14 protein-coding genes are annotated in these 20989 nt (G+C 70.4%); 5 read left to right on the top strand and 9 right to left on the bottom strand.

Going from position 1 to position 20989, the window contains the following annotated elements; genetic code table 11:
• The first annotated feature begins 74 nt into the window (after positions 1 to 74).
• Positions 75 to 434 (top strand): ArsC/Spx/MgsR family protein, encoded by a 360-nt coding sequence (locus tag ACWDAK_RS19230; RefSeq protein WP_344634175.1) that lies wholly within the window; start codon positions 75 to 77, stop codon positions 432 to 434.
• 58 nt (positions 435 to 492) lie between these two features.
• On the opposite strand, the gene ACWDAK_RS19225 is transcribed toward ACWDAK_RS19230, so the two are convergent.
• Positions 493 to 966, bottom strand: coding sequence for a pyridoxamine 5'-phosphate oxidase family protein (locus tag ACWDAK_RS19225; RefSeq protein WP_344634176.1), 474 nt, complete (start codon positions 964 to 966; stop codon positions 493 to 495).
• A gap of 72 nt (positions 967 to 1038) precedes the next feature.
• Here ACWDAK_RS19225 and ACWDAK_RS19220 point away from each other — a divergent pair, with 72 nt between their 5' ends.
• Positions 1039 to 1584, top strand: coding sequence for a DUF1697 domain-containing protein (locus ACWDAK_RS19220; RefSeq protein WP_344634177.1), 546 nt, complete (start codon positions 1039 to 1041; stop codon positions 1582 to 1584).
• On the opposite strand, the gene ACWDAK_RS19215 is transcribed toward ACWDAK_RS19220, so the two are convergent.
• The 4 genes from ACWDAK_RS19215 to ACWDAK_RS19200 form a co-directional block, all read right to left on the bottom strand.
• Positions 1565 to 3835, bottom strand: a complete 2271-nt coding sequence (locus ACWDAK_RS19215; protein ID WP_427393673.1) for a terpene synthase family protein — start codon at positions 3833 to 3835, stop codon at positions 1565 to 1567. The two genes, ACWDAK_RS19220 and ACWDAK_RS19215, sit on opposite strands and share 20 nt — an antisense overlap.
• 179 nt (positions 3836 to 4014) lie before the next feature.
• Entirely contained in the window at positions 4015 to 4977 is a 963-nt protein-coding gene (locus ACWDAK_RS19210) for a DUF1152 domain-containing protein (RefSeq protein ID WP_427393672.1), read from the bottom strand.
• A 131-nt stretch (positions 4978 to 5108) separates the two neighbouring features.
• Positions 5109 to 5852 carry a hemerythrin domain-containing protein gene (locus ACWDAK_RS19205; RefSeq protein ID WP_344634180.1) on the bottom strand — a complete coding sequence of 248 codons (744 nt, stop codon included), beginning with the start codon at positions 5850 to 5852 and terminating at the stop codon, positions 5109 to 5111.
• Positions 5853 to 6099: 247 nt separating this feature from the next.
• Positions 6100 to 7143, bottom strand: a complete 1044-nt coding sequence (locus ACWDAK_RS19200; protein WP_427393671.1) for an alpha/beta hydrolase — start codon at positions 7141 to 7143, stop codon at positions 6100 to 6102.
• Positions 7144 to 7800: 657 nt separating this feature from the next.
• Here ACWDAK_RS19200 and ACWDAK_RS19195 point away from each other — a divergent pair.
• A complete protein-coding gene (locus ACWDAK_RS19195) occupies positions 7801 to 8553 on the top strand; it encodes an SDR family oxidoreductase (protein ID WP_344634182.1) in 753 nt (250 codons plus the stop codon).
• 54 nt (positions 8554 to 8607) lie between these two features.
• Here the strand turns inward: ACWDAK_RS19195 and ACWDAK_RS19190 are convergent, their stop codons facing one another.
• Both ACWDAK_RS19190 and ACWDAK_RS19185 read right to left on the bottom strand, forming a co-directional pair.
• Positions 8608 to 8829 (bottom strand): hypothetical protein, encoded by a 222-nt coding sequence (locus tag ACWDAK_RS19190; RefSeq protein WP_344634183.1) that lies wholly within the window; start codon positions 8827 to 8829, stop codon positions 8608 to 8610.
• A 124-nt stretch (positions 8830 to 8953) separates the two neighbouring features.
• Entirely contained in the window at positions 8954 to 10636 is a 1683-nt protein-coding gene (locus tag ACWDAK_RS19185; RefSeq protein WP_427393691.1) for a carbohydrate-binding module family 20 domain-containing protein, read from the bottom strand.
• Positions 10637 to 10948: 312 nt separating this feature from the next.
• Between ACWDAK_RS19185 and ACWDAK_RS19180 the strand changes: the two genes are divergently transcribed.
• Together ACWDAK_RS19180 and ACWDAK_RS19175 are read left to right on the top strand one after the other, a co-directional pair.
• A complete protein-coding gene (locus tag ACWDAK_RS19180; protein WP_344634184.1) occupies positions 10949 to 11458 on the top strand; it encodes a SigE family RNA polymerase sigma factor in 510 nt (169 codons plus the stop codon).
• Between the two features lie 57 nt (positions 11459 to 11515).
• A complete protein-coding gene (locus tag ACWDAK_RS19175) occupies positions 11516 to 12346 on the top strand; it encodes a hypothetical protein (RefSeq protein ID WP_344634185.1) in 831 nt (276 codons plus the stop codon).
• A 67-nt stretch (positions 12347 to 12413) separates the two neighbouring features.
• Here ACWDAK_RS19175 and ACWDAK_RS19170 read toward each other — a convergent pair whose 3' ends face one another.
• Positions 12414 to 14744 carry a M4 family metallopeptidase gene (locus ACWDAK_RS19170; protein ID WP_344634186.1) on the bottom strand — a complete coding sequence of 777 codons (2331 nt, stop codon included), beginning with the start codon at positions 14742 to 14744 and terminating at the stop codon, positions 12414 to 12416.
• Positions 14745 to 15287: 543 nt separating this feature from the next.
• Entirely contained in the window at positions 15288 to 20804 is a 5517-nt protein-coding gene (gene pulA, locus ACWDAK_RS19165; protein ID WP_427393670.1) for a pullulanase-type alpha-1,6-glucosidase, read from the bottom strand.
• Positions 20805 to 20989 lie beyond the last annotated feature (185 nt).

Below are 20989 nucleotides of genomic sequence, written 5' to 3'. Positions count from 1 at the left end.
CGAGTGGTGGGCCTTTCGGGGCGGGCGCGGGCGGGTGGCGAGCCGCACGGGGGCCGATCGCCTAGTCTTGCGGCGTGGAAATCTGGATCAACCCGCGCTGCGGGAAGTGCCGTACGGCGATCAGCGAGCTGGACGCCGCCGGGGCCGAGTACACCGTCCGCCGCTACCTGGAGGACCCGCCGGACGCCGCCGAGATCGAGCGGGTCCTGGAGCGGCTGGCGCTGGAGCCGTGGGACATCGCCCGGGTGGACGAGGCGGTCGGCAAGGAGCTGGGGCTCAAGGAGTGGGGCCGGACGGAAGCCGACCGGGCCCGGTGGATCGAGGCGCTGGCCGCGAACCCGATCCTGATCCAACGGCCGATCATCACGGCGGACGACGGGCACGCGGTGGTGGCGCGGACGCCGGAGGCGCTGCGGTCGGTCATCCCGGGCTAGCGGGCGCGTCTCGGAGCCGTCGGGCCCTGACGGAGTGCACCCGCGCCCAGGGGCGTGGTCAGGGCCGGCGGTCGATCGTGCGCTCCCCCTCGCCCTGGTGCCAGGAGCGGATCACCAGGTGGTCGTCCTCGACCGTGGTCAGGACGGCCTCGGTGAGCTCCAGGCGGAAGGCGTGGAACGGGCCGGGCACAGGCGCCGGAAGGTCGGAGACGTAGGCGGAGAGCTCGATCTCGTCGAGGATCTCCACCGCGATGCCGGAGATCTTGGCGTCGCCGTCCGCCATGGTCTCGTCGCCGGGGTGGCTGTGCAGCGAGAAGCGGCCGTCACGCCGCAGGTCCAGGGCCTTGACCGCGCCCAGCATCGAGCCGATGGTCAGGTCGGCGCCGATGAACTGGACCTCCGTACCGCTCACCCGGGGCGCGCCGTCCTTGCGCAGGGTGGCCAGCACATGGTGCCGGTGCGCCTCGAATCGGGCCCGGACGGCCGGGGCCAGATCGGGTGCCTCTCGTTCGAAATCCTGCCAGGTGGTCATGGCGCCCAGTCTTGCACCGGGCGCTGACAACGGCCCGCCGCACCTGTCGGTGCCCGGTGCCAGACTGACCGGATGACACGGAGCTACATCGCCTTCCTCCGGGCGGTCAACGTCGGCGGTCGGACGATCACCATGGAGCGGCTGCGCGGGCACTTCACCGAACTGGGTCTCGGTGACGTCCGCTCCTACATCCAGAGCGGGAACGTCTTCTTCACCGCCGAGGAGACCGACCGCGCCGCACTGACCGCCCGGATCGAGGAGCACCTGGCGGCCGCGCTCGGCTACCGGGTGCCGGTCATGCTGCGCACGGTGGACGAGGTCGCGGAGCTGGTCGCCGCCGACCCGTTCGCCGGGATCGAGGTGACGCCTCAGCTGCGGCTGTGCGTCGTGTTCCTGTCCGAGCCGCTGCCCACGGAGTCGGTTTTCCCGATCCGCGGCCCCAGGGGCGACTGGGAGATCATCGGGGCCGTACCGGGCGCCGCCTTCACGGTGGTGCGCCTGCGGAACGGGCGGCTGGGCGGGAACCCGGCCGCCGCGCTCCCCGGGTCGTACCGCGGTCACGGCACTTCGCGGTTCTTCCACACCGTGGTGAAGATCCTCAACGCCGCGCGGCGGTAGCCGCAGGCACCCGCACTGCGGCGGCCGCCGGCACCCGCGCGGCCGAGGTTCCGAGGCCGGTCGGTCCGGCGAACCGCCGGGCCGCTGCGAGGTGCCGGCCGGACCGAGCGCTGTGCCGCAGGATGTCCTGCTCCCGGTAGCGGATGCAGTCCTCGTGCCAAATCTTGATCCCGGCCAGCCAGTACCGGAAGTCCTGCACGTAGTCGTCGACGGCCCGGCGGGTCTGCTGGTCGAGGTCGAAGTCGTCGTACAGGACGGGCAGTTCGTGTTCGGCCACGTGCTGGAACTGGGTGATCCGGGAGGTCATCAGGTCGTTGACGATGCGCAGCGCGGTCGGGTAGTCGCAGTCGAAGAAGTTCTGCACCACCAGCACTCCGTTGTGGACCTCGCCCTCGAACTCGATCTCCTTCTGGTACGAGAAGACGTCGTTCATCAGCGCGGCGTAGTCCATGGCGGCGCTCTCCAGGGACCGCACCGGGCCGCTGCGGTAGATCTCCGCCGGGATGCGGCGACCGTGCGAGATCCGGCTGAGCAGGCTGGTGAGTTCGGAGCCGAAGGTGGTCCGGCGCATCTCCAGGTAGTCGACCGGGTCGGGGATGCGGTGCTGCAGCTGGTTGGCGAGTTCCCATAGCCAGCTCTCCGTCATGGCCTCGACGGCGGCCCGGAAGTCGCGGCGCGCCTCGGTGTCCAGCGGCGCGGCGGTGCGCTGCCAGAGGTCGGCCAGGCCGCGTTCCAGGCCGGTGACGGGCTCGGGCACGCTCTCGCCGTCGATCGGCATGAAGAGCGAGAACCGTTCGTTGGCGAGCTTGGCACCGGCGGGGTTCCGGGTGCGTCCGTAGACCGCCGGGTAGTAGTCGTCCGCGTAGGTGCCCCAGGTCAGCCAGGCCGAGGAGAGCGCGAGTTCCTCCGGTGTGGCGTCCGGGTCGATGCCGGCCGCGCAGAGCGGCAGGTCGATGTCGGTCAGCCGCTGCTCGTCCCAGATGTCCGAGCCGGGGATGCCCGGGTCGGCGTCCAGCAGGCGGACCCGGCGCACCCATTCGAGGTTCTCCAGGCGGGCACCCGCCAGGTGCGGGCTGAGCGAGGTGGTGAACGGCATGGTGAACTCGGGGATCCGCGAGGGCCCGACCCGCTGGTGCGGGAGATGGGTGAAGCTGCGCGTCCGGCCCGTGCCGATCAGCCCGGCGAGCGCCCTGGGGTCCACCGCCGAGGTGCCGAGGCCCTGCGGCCGGAAGGAGAACGAACTCGGCGCGCTGCCGGCGCCGGCACCGTTCATGTACCGGCTGGAGCGCATGTGCCACTCGTGGCCGCCCGACTGCCAGTCCTGCAGTCCCTTGACGTACGCGAGGACGGCCGCGCACTCGTCGGGAGTGAGCCCCTTCTCGGTGAAGAGCGGCGGGAGTTCGGTGAGGGCGGTGTTCTCGAACTGGTGGATCCGCGAGGTCAGCAGGTCGTTGACCGCGTCGGCGGCCTGCTGGGTGGAGCAGCCGAAGAAGGTCTCCAGCACGAGCACGCCGTTGCTCAGCTCACCCTCCTCCTGGGTCTCCCGCTCGTACGAGAACAGGTCGTTGCGCAGGTGGACGCCGTCCGAGAAGGCGTCCCTGAGCACCCGCAGCGGCCGGGCCCCGGCGACCGAGGCCGGGATCTCGGCGCCCACCGCGTGCTCCACCAGCCCGGCCGACCAGGGGGCGCCGCCGACCTTGCGGCGCATCTCGATGTACTCCACCGGGTTGGGGATCCGATTGATGTTGATGTTGGAGAGCTCCCAGAGCGACTCGTTGAGCAGGTGCTCGGTACTCAGGGCGAAGCGGCGCCGCCAGTCCATCGACATCGAGGGGACCGTCCTGGCCCACAGGTCGGCGAGCCCCGCCTCGACCGGGTTGGTCGGCTCGGGCGTCCCGGCGGAGAGGTCCATCGGCATGAAGGCCGGCAGCCGGTCCAGGTACGCCTTGCCGCCGGGGCGGTCCTGGTTGAGCTTGAAGAGCTTCAGGAAGTGGTCGTCGAAGAAGAAGACCCACACGTACCAGTCGGTCACCAGCGAGAGTTCGGGCCCGTCGCAGTCCGGGTGGGTGTAGGCGCAGAGCAGCGCGTAGTCATGGGAGTCGAGGTCGTGCTCGTCCCAGACGCCCGAACCCTCCAGCATTCCCATCCCGCGGGCCCACTGCTTGGTGTGGGCCCTGGCCTCCTCCAGGTGAGGGTTCAGCCTCGCCGGATATGCCAGGTAGAACTCGGGCAGTTCGAAGGGTTGGCTCACGGCCGTCTTGCCTCTCGTCGTACTCGGTCATGATCGGCGCGTAGCGTGCCCAACTCGCCTGTCCCACACACCTGCTGAACAGGGGATGTGGTTGCATCCGTTTGCCTTCACGCCCGGCGCACGAGGCGCACGCTCGGGGCGCTTGGCCATCTGTTCGCGCCCCACGGCGCGACCGCCGATCAGTGCGGGAACATCCGAGGCGGGCGCTGGCCGGGCAGTTCGTCCCGGAACTCCTCGATGGCCGAGGAGATCTGGCGCATCAGATACGTCTGTTCGAGCCGGTCCAGGTAGAGGTGGTTGGCGGCGAGCGCCTCGACCGTGGCCCCGAAGTAGAGGGTCATCAGCGGGTTGATGAACAGTGAGCTGTACCGGGTTCGCTCGGTGAAGCGAACGTCGCCGAACTGTCCGCGCAACGCGGCCGCCACCGAACCGTGGACGATGCTCGGGTACTCGGGGAAGGCCGCCTGGGCATGGGCCACCGCGTCCAAGTACAGCGCGCCCTCCCGGGAGTCGCGCGGGATCGAGAAGGCGCCCAGGTAGCCGCCGGCCCGGTCCAGGGCCGCCAGGTTCTCCAGCACCAGCGAGTGGTTGACGCCGTGGTAGGAGTCGATGCCGAACCCCAGGCAGGCGACCATCCGCAGCGGTATCCCGGACATCCCGGCCACCGCGGCCAGGCTGGCCATGTCCTCCTCCGGCGTCCCCAGCCCCGCCTCGTCCCCGCGCATCAGGATGTCGGTGCCGCCGTCCACCAGCAGGATCGCATCGATGCCGAGGTGCTCGGCCAGGGCTCGGTAGGCGGCCCGCAGCGGCTGAACGCCGACCGAACCGAAGGCCCAGACGGTGTCGGGCATACCGTGCAGGCTGAGCCAGCGGGCCAGGGTCCGCTCCGGGAAGTACGGTTCGGCGGCGGCGGTGTCCGGGCGGATCTCGGCGAGCTCGGGGGCCAACCAGACGTCGGCGGGCAGACCGTAGAGGTGGCTGAAGGAGAGGTTGGCGAGATGGACCTCCTTGCCCGCAGCGCGCAGCGCGAGGGCGATCGGGAGGCCGGCGTACACGTCGAAACCGCCGCCGGCTCCGGCGATCAGGATCCGTTCGGCGGTCTTGAGGCGGGCGAGGAGCGGTGGCTCGAGGAGCGAGAACATCCGGGGACGGTACCAAGGCGGTCCGCTCCCCGGGGGCTCCTCGGCGGAGGGAGCACATCAGGGCGGCAGTTCCCGGGGGTCGGCGGAGCGGCCCGCCGCACTCGGCTCTCCTCGCCCCGGGCTCCCGTCCCTCAGGGAGTGGCGACGGGCCCCCAGAGCTGGTTGCTGACCCGGGCGTAGGTGTCGCGCCAGTGCGGCCACTGGCGGGCCGTCATGTCGTCGCAGTCGGCGAGCAGGCGGTCGACCTGGCGGGGGTCCACTCCCTCCAGCAGCCAGACCAGGGCGTCGGCGCTGCCGGGACCGTCCGCGAGCCGCAGCAGGTCGAGCAGTTCGGGGAGGGTGCCGATCCGCGAACCGCTCGGGAAGACGCCGGACATCCGGGGCAGCAGCTGGCGCTCCTCGATCCGCAGGTGGGTCTCCAGCCTGGCGGCCAGCTCCTCCACCGCGTAGGCGACGGGCCAGCTGCTGGCGGGGTCGCGGGTGGCGATCCGGACCAGGGTGGTGACCCGGGTGAAGGAGTGGTCCAGGTTGTGGTGGTCGGACTCCAGCCAGTTGAGCAGCAGGCGCAGCTCGGGTGCGAAGCGGCGCAGCAGCGGCCAGAGCCGGCTGTCCTGCTGCTCGTGGTGGCAGGTGAGCATGGCGGTGAGGAAGTCCCAGTGCCGCTGCAGCGCCTCGGCGGCGGCGGTGTCGCCGGGCTGGAGCAGCCGCAGCGCGTTGGGCAGCCGGGCCAGGTCTCGGCGGAGTGCGGCGTGCACCAGACGCAGACCGGCGAAGGGCATCAGCTCCACGGCGGCCTGGGCGGGCTGTACGTCGTGCTCACCGCCCGGCTGGGCAGGGATCGTCGGGTACTCGACGGGCAGCAGGTGGCTGGGCATCGGGCTCTCTTCATGACTCGCTGAGACTGGGCCGGTCCGGTGGCGCTGCTTCGGCGGCTGCGCCCCGGCCTTGGTTCTCCAGGGTGGTGACAGCTCATCAGAGTCGAATCAATGACCGATTGACGCGCAGGTCAGAGGCCGGATACGCCTGCGCGCCGGCACAGTGGCCGGCGCGCGGTTCGGGTCCCTCGGATGAAGTCGAGCACCGACGTCCCGGGAATCACCGGGAGGCCGTGCCGGCCGTTTGTCACTCGTCGGTGGCGGGGCCTTCGAGGTTCTTGGTGAGCCACTCCAGGGTCATCGGGATCATCTTCGCGAAGTCCTTGGTGAGGTGCTGGCCGTTGGGCTGCTGGTAGTACTCGACGGTGGTCGGGGCGGCCGCCTTGGCGACCCAGGACTTGACCAGGTTGACCTCGTAGGCGCTGCCGCCGCCGGAGGTGGCGAGCATTCGGACGTCGGCCTTGCTGGTGGCGATCAGCTTGCCCGGGCTGTTGGCGAGGCGCTCGGCCTCGTGGCCCTTCCAGAGCAGCGAGTCCGGGTCCCAGTAGCCGTCGATCGGCACGGCGGCCTTGTAGATGTCGGGGTGCTGCATCGCCAGCTTGGCGCTGCAGAACGCGCCGGTGGAGGCGCCCATCAGGCCCCAGCTGTCGCGGCCCTTCAGGGTACGGAAGTTGGCGCGGACGAAGTCCGGGATGTCCTCGGACATCCAGGTGCCCATCTTCGGCTGGCCCGGGATGTCGCTGCAGTCGAAGGCCCGCTTCTCGTCACCGGTCAGGTTCTGCACCGGCATGATCATGATGAACGGGTGCGCCTTCTGCTGCTTGACGAGGTCGGCGTCGATCTCCTGGATCGGCAGCTGGTTGTCCGTCCAGGTGTTGTAGCCGTTGCTCTGGCCGCCCGCGTAGAGGGTGAGCACCGGGAAGCCGTACTTGGCGTACTTCGGGTCGTTGTACTGCGGCGGCAGCCAGACCCAGACCTCCGCGGTGACCCCGGACTTCTTGCCCGCCAGCTTGGTCATGAAGATCGGGCCGGCCTTGGTGTCCCGGGACTTCTTGAGGTCGGTGGCCGGGCCGGTCGGCATGATGACCTTGCCGTCCTTCGGCGGCGCGCTGGTCGCGGCGGCGGGACTGGCGGTCGTGGTGTTGCCCGGCTTCGTGTCGGCAGCCGGCTTGCCGTCACTGCCACAGGCCGCCAGGGCGGCGGACAGTGCGAGCACGGTGACACCGGCGAGGACGGCACGGGTGCGGGTGGGCTGCGAGTGCGAGTGCGACTGCGGCTGCTGCGGCTGCACGGTGAAAACTCTCCGACCGATATGACGCCCGGCCGGGCGGATCCGGGCGGGTGGCCCCGGGGTGGGGCCGCTGAGGAGGTCGCGAGCGGTGTTCCGGCATCACCGGAGAGACTGGTGCTGCCGGGAAACACTCCTCCCGACCTCAGCACGGCGCCCCTGCTCCCTGTGGAGCGGCGCGCCGTGCTGTGATCCTATGACGCGACTACGACGGCCTGCGGTTGCCTGGCCCGGCCATACCATTCGTTTACCGGACGTTCGCCGGGGCATGGGCCCCGCCGTTCGGCGGGGGCTCCTCAACGTGCCGTGACGGGCCGTTCGACCAGCTGTAACGGCTGCTTACGACCGACCGTTACGGGACGCGGAAGTGGTCGTCGCGGCGCCGCCGGGCGGGTGGCCGACGCCCCGTGACCACCATCACGCGGCGGAGGTGGACCTCGCGGGCACAGCCGACCGGTACGGGGCGGGAACGGGACGGCGGCCGTGGCCGAAGGCCAGCCGGACGGCGCAGCACCTGGTGTGTCGGAGTCCGGGCGGCTGGCCCCGGTCGTCCCACCGGGGCCCCGCTTCCGGACGCGGGACTTGGACGCTCGCACCAGTGACTCCACAGCGACGATCAGCGATCATCGAGGGGTCGTCGCACCCCCGAGGAGTCGCGCAGTGTCCGAGCAGATCGCCGTGATCACCGGAGCGGGCAGCGGCGTGGGCCGCGCCGTGGCGCTCGACCTCGCCGCGGGCGGCTGGCGGCTGGTCCTCGCCGGGCGCCGGGCCGAGCCGCTGCGCGGGACGGCCGAACTGACCGGGCTCCCCGCCGATCAGGTCCTGGTGGCACCGACCGACGTCACCCACGCCGAGGCCGTGGACGCGCTGTTCGCCGCAGCCGAGCGGCGGTTCGGCCGCGTCGACCTGCTCTTCAACAACGCCGGGGCCTTCGGTGCCGCCGTCCCGCTCGAGGACCTCACCCTCGCCGACTGGCGGGCGGTGGTGGACCTCAACCTGACCGGCGCCTTCCTCTGTGCACAGGCCGCGTTCCGCCTGATGAAGCGGCAGACTCCGCAGGGCGGACGGATCATCAACAACGGTTCGGTCTCCGCGCACGCCCCCCGGCCGCGGAGCATCGCCTACACCGCGACCAAGCACGCCGTCACCGGCCTCACCAAGTCGCTCTCCCTGGACGGCCGTCCGCACCGGATCGCCTGCGGGCAGATCGACATCGGGAACGCGGCCACCGACATGACCGCCGCGATGAGTACCGGGGTGCGCCAGGCGGACGGGCGGATCGCCCCCGAGCCGACCATGGACGTGGCCGACGTCGCCCGCACCGTACGCCACATGGCCGAACTCCCGCTGGAGGCCAACGTCCAGTTCGTCACGGTGCTGGCCACCACCATGCCGTACATCGGGCGGGGCTGAGTCCTTGTCTCCGGGGGCGCCCCCCACGCCATGCGCCCGGACCGGCCGCCCGGGCTACTCGTCGTGCGAGTGGCGGTAGCAGCGGGTGCCGGCGCTGTCCTCCAGGCGGTAGACGCTGGTGGTGGGCCAGTACTCGCCGGCTTCGGTGGCGGGTAGTTCGGCGCGCAGGAGCATCCGGAGCAAGGGCGGCGGCGCCGCCGAGCGGACCCGCTTCCGGTGTCCGTCCCAGCGGCCGCCGTACAGCTGGAGCTCGAGAACGGTGGGCGTCGTGGTCACCCGGCCGATGCTGCCAGCGCCCCCGCACCACCCCCGCGCTCCGACGCGCGAGGAGCACTCCTTCGAGCGGTTTCGCCGCTACGGCCGTGACCACCCCGGCGGTGGCCACGCCGCGGCCGGGCGGTCAGTTGCGCCAGGTGTCGTTCAGCGTGGTCCGGCCGGTGGGCGGCACCACGGCGGTGCGGTTGGCTCCGCTCTCCCAGGTGACCGTGCCGCTCCCGTCCTTGCGGATGTACTTGTACTGGAAGGAGGTACCGGCGGCCATCGGGACGTCGAGCGTCCAGACCGGGTAGCCCGCCGAGGAGAGCGGCAGGGCCTTGTCGGTGTCCCAGCTGCCGAGGGCGGCGCCGTCCCCGGTCACGTAGATGTTCTGGCCGGGCACCGTGGTGGCGTTCACCGCGAAGGAGGCGCCGCCGGCCGGGGCGGGCGCGCCGGGGGCACCGACGTGGAGCGCGACCGAGTCGCCCGCGCCGACCGTGGCCGAGAAGGTCCCGTCCGAGCCGACCGTGTACGTCCGGCCGGTGCAGCCGCCGCTCGGGTCGCCGTGCTCGACGTCGCAGTACGTCCCGGCGGGCAACGAGGTGTGGAAGGTCTGGGTGATCGGCCCGCTCTCGTGGTTGATCACCACATAGCCCTTGTCGCCTCGGCCGAAGGCGATCGCGTTGCTGCCGTTGGACCACCAGTCGGTCAGCGCGGTGCCGGAGACGGCGTTGCGGAAGCCGACCATGTTGGCGATCTGCGGCCAGGCGTGGGTGCAGTTCCAGCCGTCCTGGTAGCAGGCGTTGACGGTGCCGCCGTTGGGCGGGCCGTCGTCGTTGCCGGAGAAGGAGTAGCCGGAGTAGACGTTGGGCGAGCCGTAGGGGTAGGCCAGCATGAAGACGTTGGCCAGCGTGTAGCTGTTGCCGTAGCGGTAGTTGAGGGTGGAGCCGTTGCGCTCGGTGTCCCAGTTGTCGACGAAGGTGCGGGCCTGACCACTCGGCAGCAGTCCGGAGCCCCAGTTGGCCAGGTCGGCTATCCGGCCGCCGTCGAAGGCGCTCTTCAGCCAGGTGCCGGAGCGGAACTCGTCCACGTCCCCGGTGCCGAGGTACTCGGAGGGCTGGATCGGCTCGCCCGCACCGTAGATGACCTCCTGCACCCAGTAGGCATTGGGGTTGGCCATCTTGGCCTTGATGGCGGCGAGGTCGGTGGCGGCGATGTGCTTGGCGGCGTCGATCCGGTACCCGTCCACGCCGAGCGAGGCCAGATCGTCCAGGTAGCGGGCGATGGTCTGCTGGACGTAGGCGCTGCCGGTGTCCAGGTCGGCGAGGTTGACCAGCTCGCAGTTCTGCACGTTGGAGCGGTCGTTGTAGTTGGTGATCGGCTGCCGGCAGGTGTGGAAGTCCTGGTCCTGGTAGTAGCCGGGGTAGTTGTACTTGGTGTACACCGTGCCGCCGGTGCCGGTGCCGGAGCCCGCCGTCATGTGGTTGATCACCGAGTCGGCGATCACCTTGACGCCCGCCGCGTGGCAGGTGTTCACCATGGCCTGGAACGAGGCGCGGTCGCCGAGCCGCCCTGCGATCTGGTAGCTGACCGGCTGGTACGAGGTCCACCACTGCGGACCCTGAATGTGCTCCTGCGGCGGGGAGACCTCGACGAAGCCGTATCCCTTCGGGCCGAGGGTGTCCGTGCACGCCTTGGCGACCGAGTCGAAGCGCCACTCGAACAGGGTGGCCGTGACGTCCTTGCCGCTCGGCGGGGCCGCCTGGGCGGTGGGGGCGGAAGTGAAGGCGGTGCAGAGCGAGAGCGCCAGCCCACAGGCGGCGCCCATCGCGCCGAGCGCGCGGACGCGCGCTCGGGTGGGGGGTGTGGTGACCACGTTGTCTCCAAGGGGCAGGGTGGGGGACCTGCGGTGCCCGGCGGGGTGGGCCGGGTGGTGGCTGCAAACATTCTGAAACTTGCAGGAAACTTTCAGTGGCGCCGAACTTATGGTCATGTCAACGGTGCGTCAAGGCGCACGCGCGCAACAGTTCGATATCCCCGGCGGACGGCGTGAGACCTAACGCCGCGTCGGCGCATCTAGTACCGATGGCGCCGGCAAGGGCGCAGGACAACGGCACCGGATGTGCGGGGGACGGACCGGATGGACAAGGCGCTCGGCTTCGAGGAGTTCGCGGGCACCAGGACTCGCCGACTCTTTCAGGTCGCGTACCTGATGTGCGGTGACTGGCATCAGGCGCAGGACCTGGTGCAGACCACCCTGGCGAAGATGTACTCGGCCTGGGGCCGGCTCCGGCGCGGCCGGGACGAGCCCGGACTGGACGCCTACGCCCGGAAGGTGCTGCTGCGCACCTACCTCTCCCAGCAGCGGCTGCGGCGCTCCACCGAGGTGGTCACCGCCGAGCTGCCGGAGTCCTGGGCCGCCCAGGACGGCGGCAGCGACCTGCGGGTCACGCTGACCGCCGCGCTCGCCCAGCTGCCCCCGCGCAACCGGGCCGTAGTCGTCCTGCGCTACCTGGAGGACCACAGCATCGAGGCCGTGGCGGAGATGCTCGGCATGTCCAACAGCGCGGTGAAGAGTCTCAACACCCGTTCGCTCGCCAAGCTGCGGGAGATCCTCGGAAACGACCGCGAGCTGTTCCTGTGCGGCTGACTCCGCCTCTCCCTGTGCCCGACCTTCCCCCGACTACCGACACCAAGGAACCCGGCCATGGACCTTGAGCACGACCTGAGCCGCATGCTCGAAGAGAGCGTGGTCGGCCTGTCCCCCCCTGTCTCCGCCATCCTCGACGAGGCGAACCGCCGGGGCCGCAGGCTGCGCCGGCGCCGCCGACTGCAGACCGCCGCCGCTGCCGTCGCGGTCGTCGCGGTGGCCGGTACCGGTGCCGCCTTCGGCCTCCGGCCGGCCGCCGCTCCGCCCGCCTCCGTCGCCGGCCCCACGGCGACCGGTTCTGCCCCGGCCCGGCCGGCGCCGAGCGGCGCCGTCCTACCCGTCACCAGCGGCGGGCTGCTCAAGGTCCTCACCGAACTGCTGCCCAAGGGGAAGGTCACGGACTTCCTCCCGGGCAGGGAAGAGGATCCGGGCCGTTCCGCGAGCCTCACGGCCCGGTACGACGACGGCCTCAGCCCGGTTGAGGTCGAGGTGTACCTGAACTCCAGCCCGGCCGAACCGGTAGCGCCGCCGTGCCAGCCGCTGCTCGACGGCGGAGCACATCGACCGTTCGGGGCCGAGCCGGTGAGGTGCAACACCGTCAGCTTCCCCGACGGCACCAACGGGTGGTCCATGGTCTCCCCCGCCTACGGCAACGGCATGTACTACGAGAACGTCGACCTGGTCCGGCCGGACGGCAGCGAACTTCGGATCCGCTTCTACAACGGCTCCGGCGGGACCGCCGACGAGGCGGCGAGCACCGTCCGCGCCAAGCCGCCGATCAGCCCGGACCAGCTCACCGCCCTGGCCCGCGACCCCCGCTGGAACCTCCGGGCTTCGGCGCAGCCGACCGCCGACGCCCCTCCCGTCCCGCGCCCGAGCGGCTCCTGACCCCGACAACGCGGCAGGGCCCGACGGCCGAAGCCGCCGGGCCCGTCACGCACTCACCGGATCGGCGTCAGCCGGTCTGGACCGAGGTGTCGTCGATCACGAAGCTCGTCTGCAGCGAGGAGTCCTCGGTGCCGGTGAACTTCAGGGTGACCGTCTGGCCCGCGTAGGCCGAGAGGTCGAAGGTGCGCTGCTGGTAGCCGGCGGCGGCGTCCGCGTTGCTGTAGGTCTTCAGCGTGGTGCCGTTCACCTGCACGGCGAGCTTGTCGTACGCGGTCGAGCCGGACTCCGCCGTGTCGATGTGCAGCCAGAAGCTGAGGGTGGCCTTGCAGCCCGCCGGGATGGTCACGGTCTGCGAGAGGCTGTCGGTGTGGCTGGAGCCGTAGCCGTCCAGCCAGGCCTTGTACGAGCCGCTGTGGGCGGCCTCGCTCGAGCTGTTGTCGACCACGCCGCTGGAGGCGGTCCAGGACGAACTGCCGCTCTCGAAGCCGGGGTTGCCGAGCAGCTGGGCCGGGGTGCAGCCGCCGCCACCACCACCGCTGACCGTCCAGGTGAAGCTGGCCGAACCGCTCTTGCCCGAGGAGTCCTTGGCGGTCACGGTCACGTTGTAGGTGCCCGCGGCCGTCGCGGTGCCGGTGATCAGACCGCTGGAGCTGATCGACAGGCCGGTCGGCAGGCCGGTGGCCGAGTAGGTCAGCGCGCCGGTGCCGCCGGTGGCCTTGACCTGCAGGTTGACCGAGGCGTTCAGCGCGGTGCTCTGGTTGCCCGGGCTGGTGACGGTGACACCGCCGCTCGGCAGCGAGCCGACGTTGACTCCGGCCCAGGCGGTGGCGACCTGGTTGTACTCGGTGCTGCCCGCGCCGTACAGGTCGGTGGCCGCGCTGAGAGTGGCGGTGCGGGCGGCCGCGTAGTCGGTGGTGGAGGTCATGTAGGTGGTCAGCGCCCGGTACCAGATCGCCGCCGCCTTGTCCCGGCCGATGCCGGTGACGGTGATGTTGTTCACCGTCGGGGAGTTGTAGCTGACGCCGTTGATCACCTTGGCGCCGCTGCCCTCGGCCAGCAGGTAGAAGAAGTGGTTGGCGATGCCGGACGAGTAGTGCACGTCCAGGTTGCCGACGCCCGAGTACCAGGAGTCGGCCGACTGCCCGTCCTTGGAGGGCTTGTCCATGTAGCGGAGCGGCGTGCCGTCGCCGTTGATGTTGATCAGCTCGCCGATCAGGTAGTCCGGGGTGTCCGAGGGCAGGTTGGCGTAGAACTCCACCATCGTGCCCATGATGTCCGAGGTGGCCTCGTTCAGACCGCCGGACTCGCCCGAGTAGTTGAGGTTCGCGGTGGCCGCGGTGACGCCGTGGCTCATCTCGTGGCCGGCCACGTCGATCTCCGTCAGCGGGTGGGTGTCGCCCTGGCCGTCGCCGTAGGTCATGCAGAAGCAGGAGTCGTCCCAGAACGCGTTGACGTAGCCGGTGTCGTAGTGCACCCGGCTGTAGGCGCCGACGCCGTCGTTGCGGATGCCGTTGCGGCCGAAGGTGTTCTTGTAGAAGTCCCAGGTCGCGGCCACGCCGTAGTGGGCGTCGACGGCGGCCGACTCCTTGTTGCTGACCTGGCCGTTGCCCCAGGTGTCGGTGGACTTGGTGAACAGCGTGCCGTTGCCGGAGGTGCCGTTGTTCATGTTGGTGGTGTACATCCCACCGCGGGTGTTGTCCTTCATCTGGTACGTCGAACCCGACAGCGTGGTGCCGATGTTGACGTTGCCGACGAAGACACCCTGGCCGGTGCCGGTCTCGATGCCCTCGACCTTGGAGAGCACCTCGCCGGTGGTGGCGTCCGTGACCACATGCAGCCGGCTCGGGGTGCCGTCCTTCTGCTTGCCGGAGACCACCGTCTCCCAGGCCAGCTTCGGGGTGCCCTTGGCGGCGAAGACCACCAGGCGGGGCGCGGTCTCGACCTTCGAGCCGGCCTCCGTCGCGAGGGCGGCGGCCTGTGCCTTGGGCGCGGCCAGCTTGGGGCTGGTGCTCAGGCCGTTCAGCGAGGCGGTGGAGGCGCGGTCCACGCCCTTGGTCGCCCCGGCCGCCGTCTGGTGCACGACCAGGTCGCCACCGAGCACCGGAAGTCCGCCGTAGGTGCGCTCGTAGCGGGTGTGCCGGGTGCCGTCGGCGTCCCGCATCGCGTCCTTGACCACCAGCTTCTCCTGGCTGCCGAGACCCAGCGACTGCGCCGTCGCTGCGAGGGTCCGGTTCGCGTCGGCGAACAGCTGGGCCCGGTTGGTGGCCGCCTGCGGGGCCGCACCACCGGCCGAGGGACTCGGCGAGGCCTGGGCGATCACCGGAATTCCGGTGACCAGCAGGGCGGTTGTGGCCGCGAGTGCGGCCAGACTCACCCGGGCGTGCCTGTAACGGGACATGCGGACTCCTTATCCGACCGGTCGCGGGGTCACGAACGGTGGAGAGAAACCTGGCCGCAGGTTTGCGGCGCAGTGGGGGCCCCACCGCGGTTCGCGGCAGGGTGCGTTGCAGTGAGGGGCGCGGTTCAGGAGATGGAGCCGATAGCTCTGTGCCTGCGCTGGAACAGCCGCACCCGGGGGTGGGGGACCCTCCTCATCTGCAGCCGGGGGAATCGTGGCAGCAAAGGCGCCACCGGTGACAGATGCATGCCAGCAATTGGCCAATAACCACCCCCGACACCGCAAAGCCGAGGCAGTGTCAACTCAGGCTTGACCAAAGCTATTTCTGCATATGAATGTCATCACGCCAGCGCATTGCCCGACCACAGCACGAGCAGCGCGCGTAGACCCGCGGTCCCCGGCCAGCGGGCCGCGGCAGCGCCGACGAACCTGTCGCTGTCACCCCTTGAGGCGGCACAGGGTTCGTTTTCGGCCAGATACGGCAGAGGCCCCGCCGGGTCGGCGGGACCTCTGGGTCCGGCGGTGCGCCGGCTCCGGACGGGGTCAGCTCTGCACGAAGACCGCGACCGTCCGGGCGGGCACCGTGAAGGTACCGGTCGCCGGATCGAAGGCGGACCGCTTGACTACCTGGTCAACTCCGGTCGCCTGTACGGGATGCAGCCGCTGCCCGGTTCCGGCCAGCGCGGACACGGTCTGCTTCTGGTCGGTCGGCGTGGCGTTGAAGACCACCGTGATGCCCTTCTCCGCGCCGCTCAGCCCGGTCCCGTCCAGGTGCATGGTGATCACACCGGGCGCCTCGCCCGGGGTACCGGAGAGCGGGAAGGACAGCCTGCGCTGCACCTGGGCCCCGCTCGCCAGCGCGAACAGCGGCGAGGACTGCCTGATCCGCAGGAACTGCTGGTACAGCGCGCTGCTCGCCGTCATCTCGGCGCAGCCGACCGTCAGCCTCGGATCGGCCAGCAGCGCCTTGGCGGCGGGCCACATCGACTTGTTGTCCGCGGCCATCGGCAGGCCGCGTCCCCAGCCGTTGCCCTGCTTGCAGTCCCACGAGATCGAGTTGAACCAGTCACCGGAGTCGTACGAGTTGGAATCCAGCGATTTGGACCGCAGCAGGTCGCTGCCGGCCTGCGCGAAGCCCGGGCCCTGGGCCAGCGCGGTGAGCGAGAGGCCGAGCGCCTGCATCCTGGCCCGGTCGGCGGGCGAGGCGGTGACGGGCAGCTTGTAGGCGAGCGCGTCGAACAGGTCGGTGTTGTCGTGCGCGTCCAGGTACTCGACCGCCTCGCCCGGGTTGGCGGCGTAGCCGGTCGGCGAACCGTTGTAGTCGACTCCCGCGCCGGTGACGGGCTTTCCCGAACTGTCGGTGAAGGAGTAGCCGGCCAGGTTCCCGGTCAGGCCGACCTTGATCTGGTCCATCTGGTGCAACAGCCGGGCCTTCTGCTGCTCCGGGGTGCCGTTGTCCGCCGAACCGTTCGGGTCGGTGAACAGCCCGGAGGCGAAGCCCTGCTGGGGAGCGGAGGAGAGCATGAAGTTGCCCCCGCGCCCGGCGTCGCGGATCCGGTCGTTGAAGGTGGCGATGCCGGTCCCCGCCATGTTCTGCTGAGTGGCCTGCACGAAGCGGGAGTTGTCGGCGACGGTCCCGAAGTTCCAGCCCTCGCCGTAGAGGAAGACGTCCTTCCCCTCCACTCCGTCCTTGGCCCTGGTCAGCGATCGCAGTGCCGACTGCACGTCCAGCATGGTGGACTTGGGGTCCAGACCCATCAAGTCGAACCGGAAGCCGTCCACCCGGTACTGCTTGGCCCACAGCATCACCGAGTCGACCACCAGCCTGTTCATCATGGCGTGTTCGGGCGCGGTGTCGGCGCAGCAACTGTCCGCCGTCACCTTCCCGTTGGCGTCGAGCCGCTGGTAGTAGCCGGGCACCACCTTGTCCAGCACCGAGTGGTCGGCCTGTCCTGCGGCGGCGGTGTGGTTGTAGACCACGTCCAGCACCACCCGCAGGCCCGCCTCGTGCATCGCCTGCACCATCTGCCGGAACTGCACGGTCCGCGCAGGTCCGTCCGGATCGGTGGCGTACGAGCCCTCGGGGACGTTGTAGTGCAGCGGGTCGTAGCCCCAGTTGTAGGCGTCGCCGGCCTGCACGGCCGCCACGCACTCCTGCTGCTTCTCGCTGTCCGGCGGCAGCGACTTGAGGTCGCAGGCGGGCAGCTTCTGGTCGGCGCGGTTCTCCGGGATGGTGGCGATGTCGAAGGTCGGCAGCAGGTGGACGGTGGTGATGCCGGCCTTGGCCAGCTCGCGCAGGTGCTTCATGCCGGCCGACTGCGACTCGGTGAAGGCCAGGTAGGTGCCGCGCTCGGCCGCCGGCACGGTGGTGTCGGCCACCGAGAAGTCGCGGACGTGCAGCTCCTGGATCTGCTGCTTGACCGCCGGGATACCGGCCGGGTTGCGGTGCTGGTCCCAGCCCTTCGGCTTGTTGCGCCCGGCCGCCAGATCGGTGACCAGGCTGCGCCTGGAGTCGGTGGAGAGCGCCACCGAGTACGGGTCGGTTACGGTGTTGGTCACCCGCTGCTGGACGCTCGGCGCCCACACCGCGACCTGGTACAGGTAGTACTTCCCGTCCAGTTCACGGGTACTGCGGCTGAGCGACCAGACCCCGCTCGCCTCGTCCCGCCGCAGCGGTACGGTCTTCGGCGTGCCGCCACTCGCCCGGTCGAAGAGCTGGACCGAGACCTGGGTGGCGGTCGGCGCCCAGAGCGAGAGGGTGACCTTGCCGTCCCGGTAGACCGGTCCGAGCTCGGCCTTGGCGGCCTTCGCCGCGTACAGGTCGTCCAGCACGCCCGGGAGTTGCACCCCGGTGGCGGCCGACAGCGCTCCGTTCGGCAGGTGTTCGGTGAACGCCGTCTGGGCTCGCAGCGCGGCGGTGATCCGACCCGCGTCCCGGGCGTCCACCGTGAAGGCCCGGTAGCCGGCCAGATGCGGGTACTTGGCCTTCTGGGCTCCGGTGAGCGTGCCGGGGTCGAGCCGGATCCAGTGGCCCGGCTTGTCGAGCACGCCCTTGTCGATCCGCAGGCCGCCCTCGGGGTCGTAGATCAGCTGGGCACTGGTCCCGCCGGCCAACTGGCCGTCGCCGGCGCCGAAGCCGGCCGGGACCACCACGGTCCTGGCGTCGATCCACTGGGCCTTGGCGGTGCCGAGGTCCAGCTGCGCCGAGTCGCCCGTGGACTGCGGCAGCAGATAGCCCTGCTGCCCGCCGAGGATCCACACCTCGCGACCGCTGGTGGCGAAGTCCAGCGACTGGTCGGCCGGCAGGTCCTTGTCGTTGCCGTTGTGCAGGATGTAGCTGAGGCTGGTGGCCCCGGCCGCCAGCGGCACCTCGAAGACGTCGCCGAAGGCGTCCCGGCGGGCGGGCTGCAGCGGGCTGCCCCAGTCGGTGGGCTTGGCGGCGCCCGTCCAGTCGTGCAGGCCCCAGCCGTCGTAGTTGCCGTCCGCCCGGTGGTAGTGGATCACTGCGGTGTCGGCGGGCACGGTGTCCACCGGCCCGGGGTTGCTGGTCCGGACGGTGGGGTCGCCCTCCTTCAGCCAGACCTCACCGGTGCTGGAGAGGTCGATGTGCCGGTCGGCCTCGACGTCCTTGGTGCCGTTGTTCTCGACGATGAAGCCGAGGTCCGAGGCACCGCTCTTCAACTTGACGTAGGCGAAGGCCCCGTAGGCGTCTCGGCCGGTGAAGCCGTGCCCGGCGGGCCAGTCGGTGGCCTCGCCGTCGGCGAGGTCGCCCCACGCGTAGAGGTTCCAGCCGTCGTAGTTCCCGTCCTTGCGCTGGTAGTGCACCACCGCGTACGGGCGCGAGGTCGCGGTCGGCACCGGCTTGGGGTCGGGGGTGCCGGTGGTGAAGCTCCCGGTGGCGGAGCGCAGTTGTCCGCTGGATGTCTGCACCACTGCCTTGTACCGCACCTGCGTCCCCGGCGCGACGGTACCGAGGTCCTGGGTGACCTGGTACGTGCCGTTGTCGGCGGTGCCGAGGACCTGCCAGGGGCCGTTGCCGATCTGCGCGGCGAAGGAGACCCGGTTGAAGCCGCCGCCCGGCACCTCGGCGCCGACCGTGACCGTGCCGGTCGAGCCCTGGGCCGGCGTCCGCAGGGTGAGCTGGGGCGCCGCGGCCGTCTTCGCCAGCCTGCCCGCCGCCTTGTAGACGGTCGAGGACAACGGCGGCACCGTGACGGTGATCCGGCGGTCCGCACCGCTGGTGGTCCTGGCGCCGGCCGTCGGGTAGATCCGGTCGAAGTCCATCCCCGCGGAGAAGGTGTCCAGGGTGACGGTCTTCGCCTCGGTCGAGTTGTTGACCGCGACGACGTACTCGACCTGCTGCCCGGCGTCGATCCGCGAGAAGGCGTACACCCCCGGGCCGTCGGCGGCGTACCGCTCGACCTGCGCGCCGTCGGCCAGCGCCGAGTTGGCCTTCCGCAGCTGTGCCAGCGCGGATATCTCCTGGTAGAGCGGCACGTCGCGGCCGTACCGGTCGGCCGGTCCGCTGCTGCCGCCGATCACGTTGTCGCCGTTGTACGAGGCGACCTTGGAGGCGAACATGTCCTGCCGGGCGTCCTTGTCGCCGCCCGCGCCCGTCATGCCCTGCTCGTCGCCGTAGTAGACGACCGGCTGGCCGCGGGTCAGGAACATCAGCTGGTTGGCGAGCCGGTCCTTGGCGAGCAGCTCGTCCTGGCTCGCGCCCGGGTTGTCGCTCTGCAGGAAGGACCCGAAGCGGCCCATGTCGTGGTTGCCGAGGAAGGTCGGCAGCTCGTACGCGTCGGTGTCGGCTGTGGTGTAGCGGTAGTCCTGCCCGTACACCGAGGAGAGCGCCTTGGCCGAGCCGCTGCGCGAGACGTAGCTCCGCGCGGCCTGCTGGAACGGGAAGTCCAGGGCGGCCTGCAGCTTGCCCTTGGTGACGTACGGCGCGGTGACCGAGGGGTCGCCGGAGTAGACCTCGCCGAACATGAAGAAGTTCTTCTTCCCCTGCTGGGCGGCGTACTGCTTGAGTGCGGGCGCCCAGTTCTGCCAGAAGGCCATGTCGACGTGCTTCACGGTGTCGATCCGGAAGCCGTCCACGCCGGTCTGTCTGACCCAGTTCTCGTAGATCTTCTTGAACCCCTCGACCACCTTGGGGTTCTGGGTGTCCAGGTCGTCCAGGCCGCTGAAGTCGCCCTCGGTGGCGGACTCCCCGGCGAAGGTCGAGTCGCCTCGGTTGTGGTAGAGCGACGGATCGTTCAGCCAGGCCGGGGACTTGGCCTTGGCATCGGCCGCGTTGCGGAAGACCGGGGTGTAGGGGAAGGAGGAGGCGGTGAGCTTCGGCCAGGGCGCGCCCGAGTCGGCCAGGGCGGTCTCGTCGACCGGGTTGCCGTCGGCGTCCAGGGTCGGATAGGCGCCGGTGGAGCGGTAGTCGTGCCTCCCCTCGGCGTAGTCGATGACGTCCGCGGTGTGGTTGGTGATGACGTCGAAGAAGACCTTGATACCCCTGGCGTGCGCCTTGCGGATCAGCTCCGCCAGCTGGGCGTTGGTGCCGAAGTGCGGGTCGACCTGGGTGAAGTCGGTGATCCAGTAGCCGTGGTAGCCCGCTGAGGCGGCGTCTCCCGTGCCCTGGACCGGCTTGTTCTTGAAGATCGGGGCCAGCCAGATGGCGGTGGTGCCCAGGTCCTGGATGTAGTCGAGCTTGTCGATCACCCCCTTGAGGTCACCGCCGTGGAAGAAGCCCTTGTCCGTGGGATCGAGGCCGTTCTCCATCCGCGAACCCGTGATGCCGCCGGTGTCGTTGCCGGGGTCGCCGTTGGCGAAGCGGTCCGGGAGTACGAAGTAGAACTGCTCGCGGGTCAGGTCGTGCCGCTTGGCCGTGGCGGCGAGGGCGGCGTCGGAGGGCGGGGCGGGCCGGGCGGCGGCGGCCACCGGGGCGGCCGAGCCAAGCGTCGCGGCCACCAGCGAGGTGGTCAGTAGCGGGGCTGCCAGCAGTGCGGCGGCTCTACCGGGTCTGCGGGCGAGGATGGTGCTCCGTGGGCGGCGAAGCGGTGTTTCGGCCACTGCGGCTCTCCCTTGAGGCAGCTGGTCGTCATTGAGTGGCGTGGACGCTAGCGACTGCAAGGTCTTTCAGCAAGATCTTGTAAAACCTGCAAGAGATCTCTTGACCGAACCGTTGCGCGCGGGTCAGAGTCACGAGTGCCCCGCTGTGCGCCGGCACCACGCGGGCCTGTGGGTGAGGGACAGCC

The sequence above is a fragment of the Kitasatospora sp. NPDC001175 genome, from assembly GCF_053598215.1.
The sequence above is the reverse complement of the archived record's forward strand: the minus strand, read 5'-3'. Positions and strand labels throughout refer to the sequence as shown.

What these genes read in the sequence shown, in the direction of transcription:
- ACWDAK_RS19225 (WP_344634176.1), bottom strand. Translation starts at nt 966, where the DNA reads ATGACCACCTGGCAGGATTTCGAACGAGAGGCACCCGATCTGGCCCCG.
- ACWDAK_RS19220 (WP_344634177.1), top strand. Translation starts at nt 1,039, where the DNA reads ATGACACGGAGCTACATCGCCTTCCTCCGGGCGGTCAACGTCGGCGGT.
- ACWDAK_RS19210 (WP_427393672.1), bottom strand. Translation starts at nt 4,977, where the DNA reads ATGTTCTCGCTCCTCGAGCCACCGCTCCTCGCCCGCCTCAAGACCGCC.
- ACWDAK_RS19205 (WP_344634180.1), bottom strand. Translation starts at nt 5,852, where the DNA reads ATGCCCAGCCACCTGCTGCCCGTCGAGTACCCGACGATCCCTGCCCAG.
- ACWDAK_RS19185 (WP_427393691.1), bottom strand. Translation starts at nt 10,636, where the DNA reads ATGGGCGCCGCCTGTGGGCTGGCGCTCTCGCTCTGCACCGCCTTCACT.
- ACWDAK_RS19180 (WP_344634184.1), top strand. Translation starts at nt 10,949, where the DNA reads ATGGACAAGGCGCTCGGCTTCGAGGAGTTCGCGGGCACCAGGACTCGC.
- ACWDAK_RS19175 (WP_344634185.1), top strand. Translation starts at nt 11,516, where the DNA reads ATGGACCTTGAGCACGACCTGAGCCGCATGCTCGAAGAGAGCGTGGTC.
- ACWDAK_RS19170 (WP_344634186.1), bottom strand. Translation starts at nt 14,744, where the DNA reads ATGTCCCGTTACAGGCACGCCCGGGTGAGTCTGGCCGCACTCGCGGCC.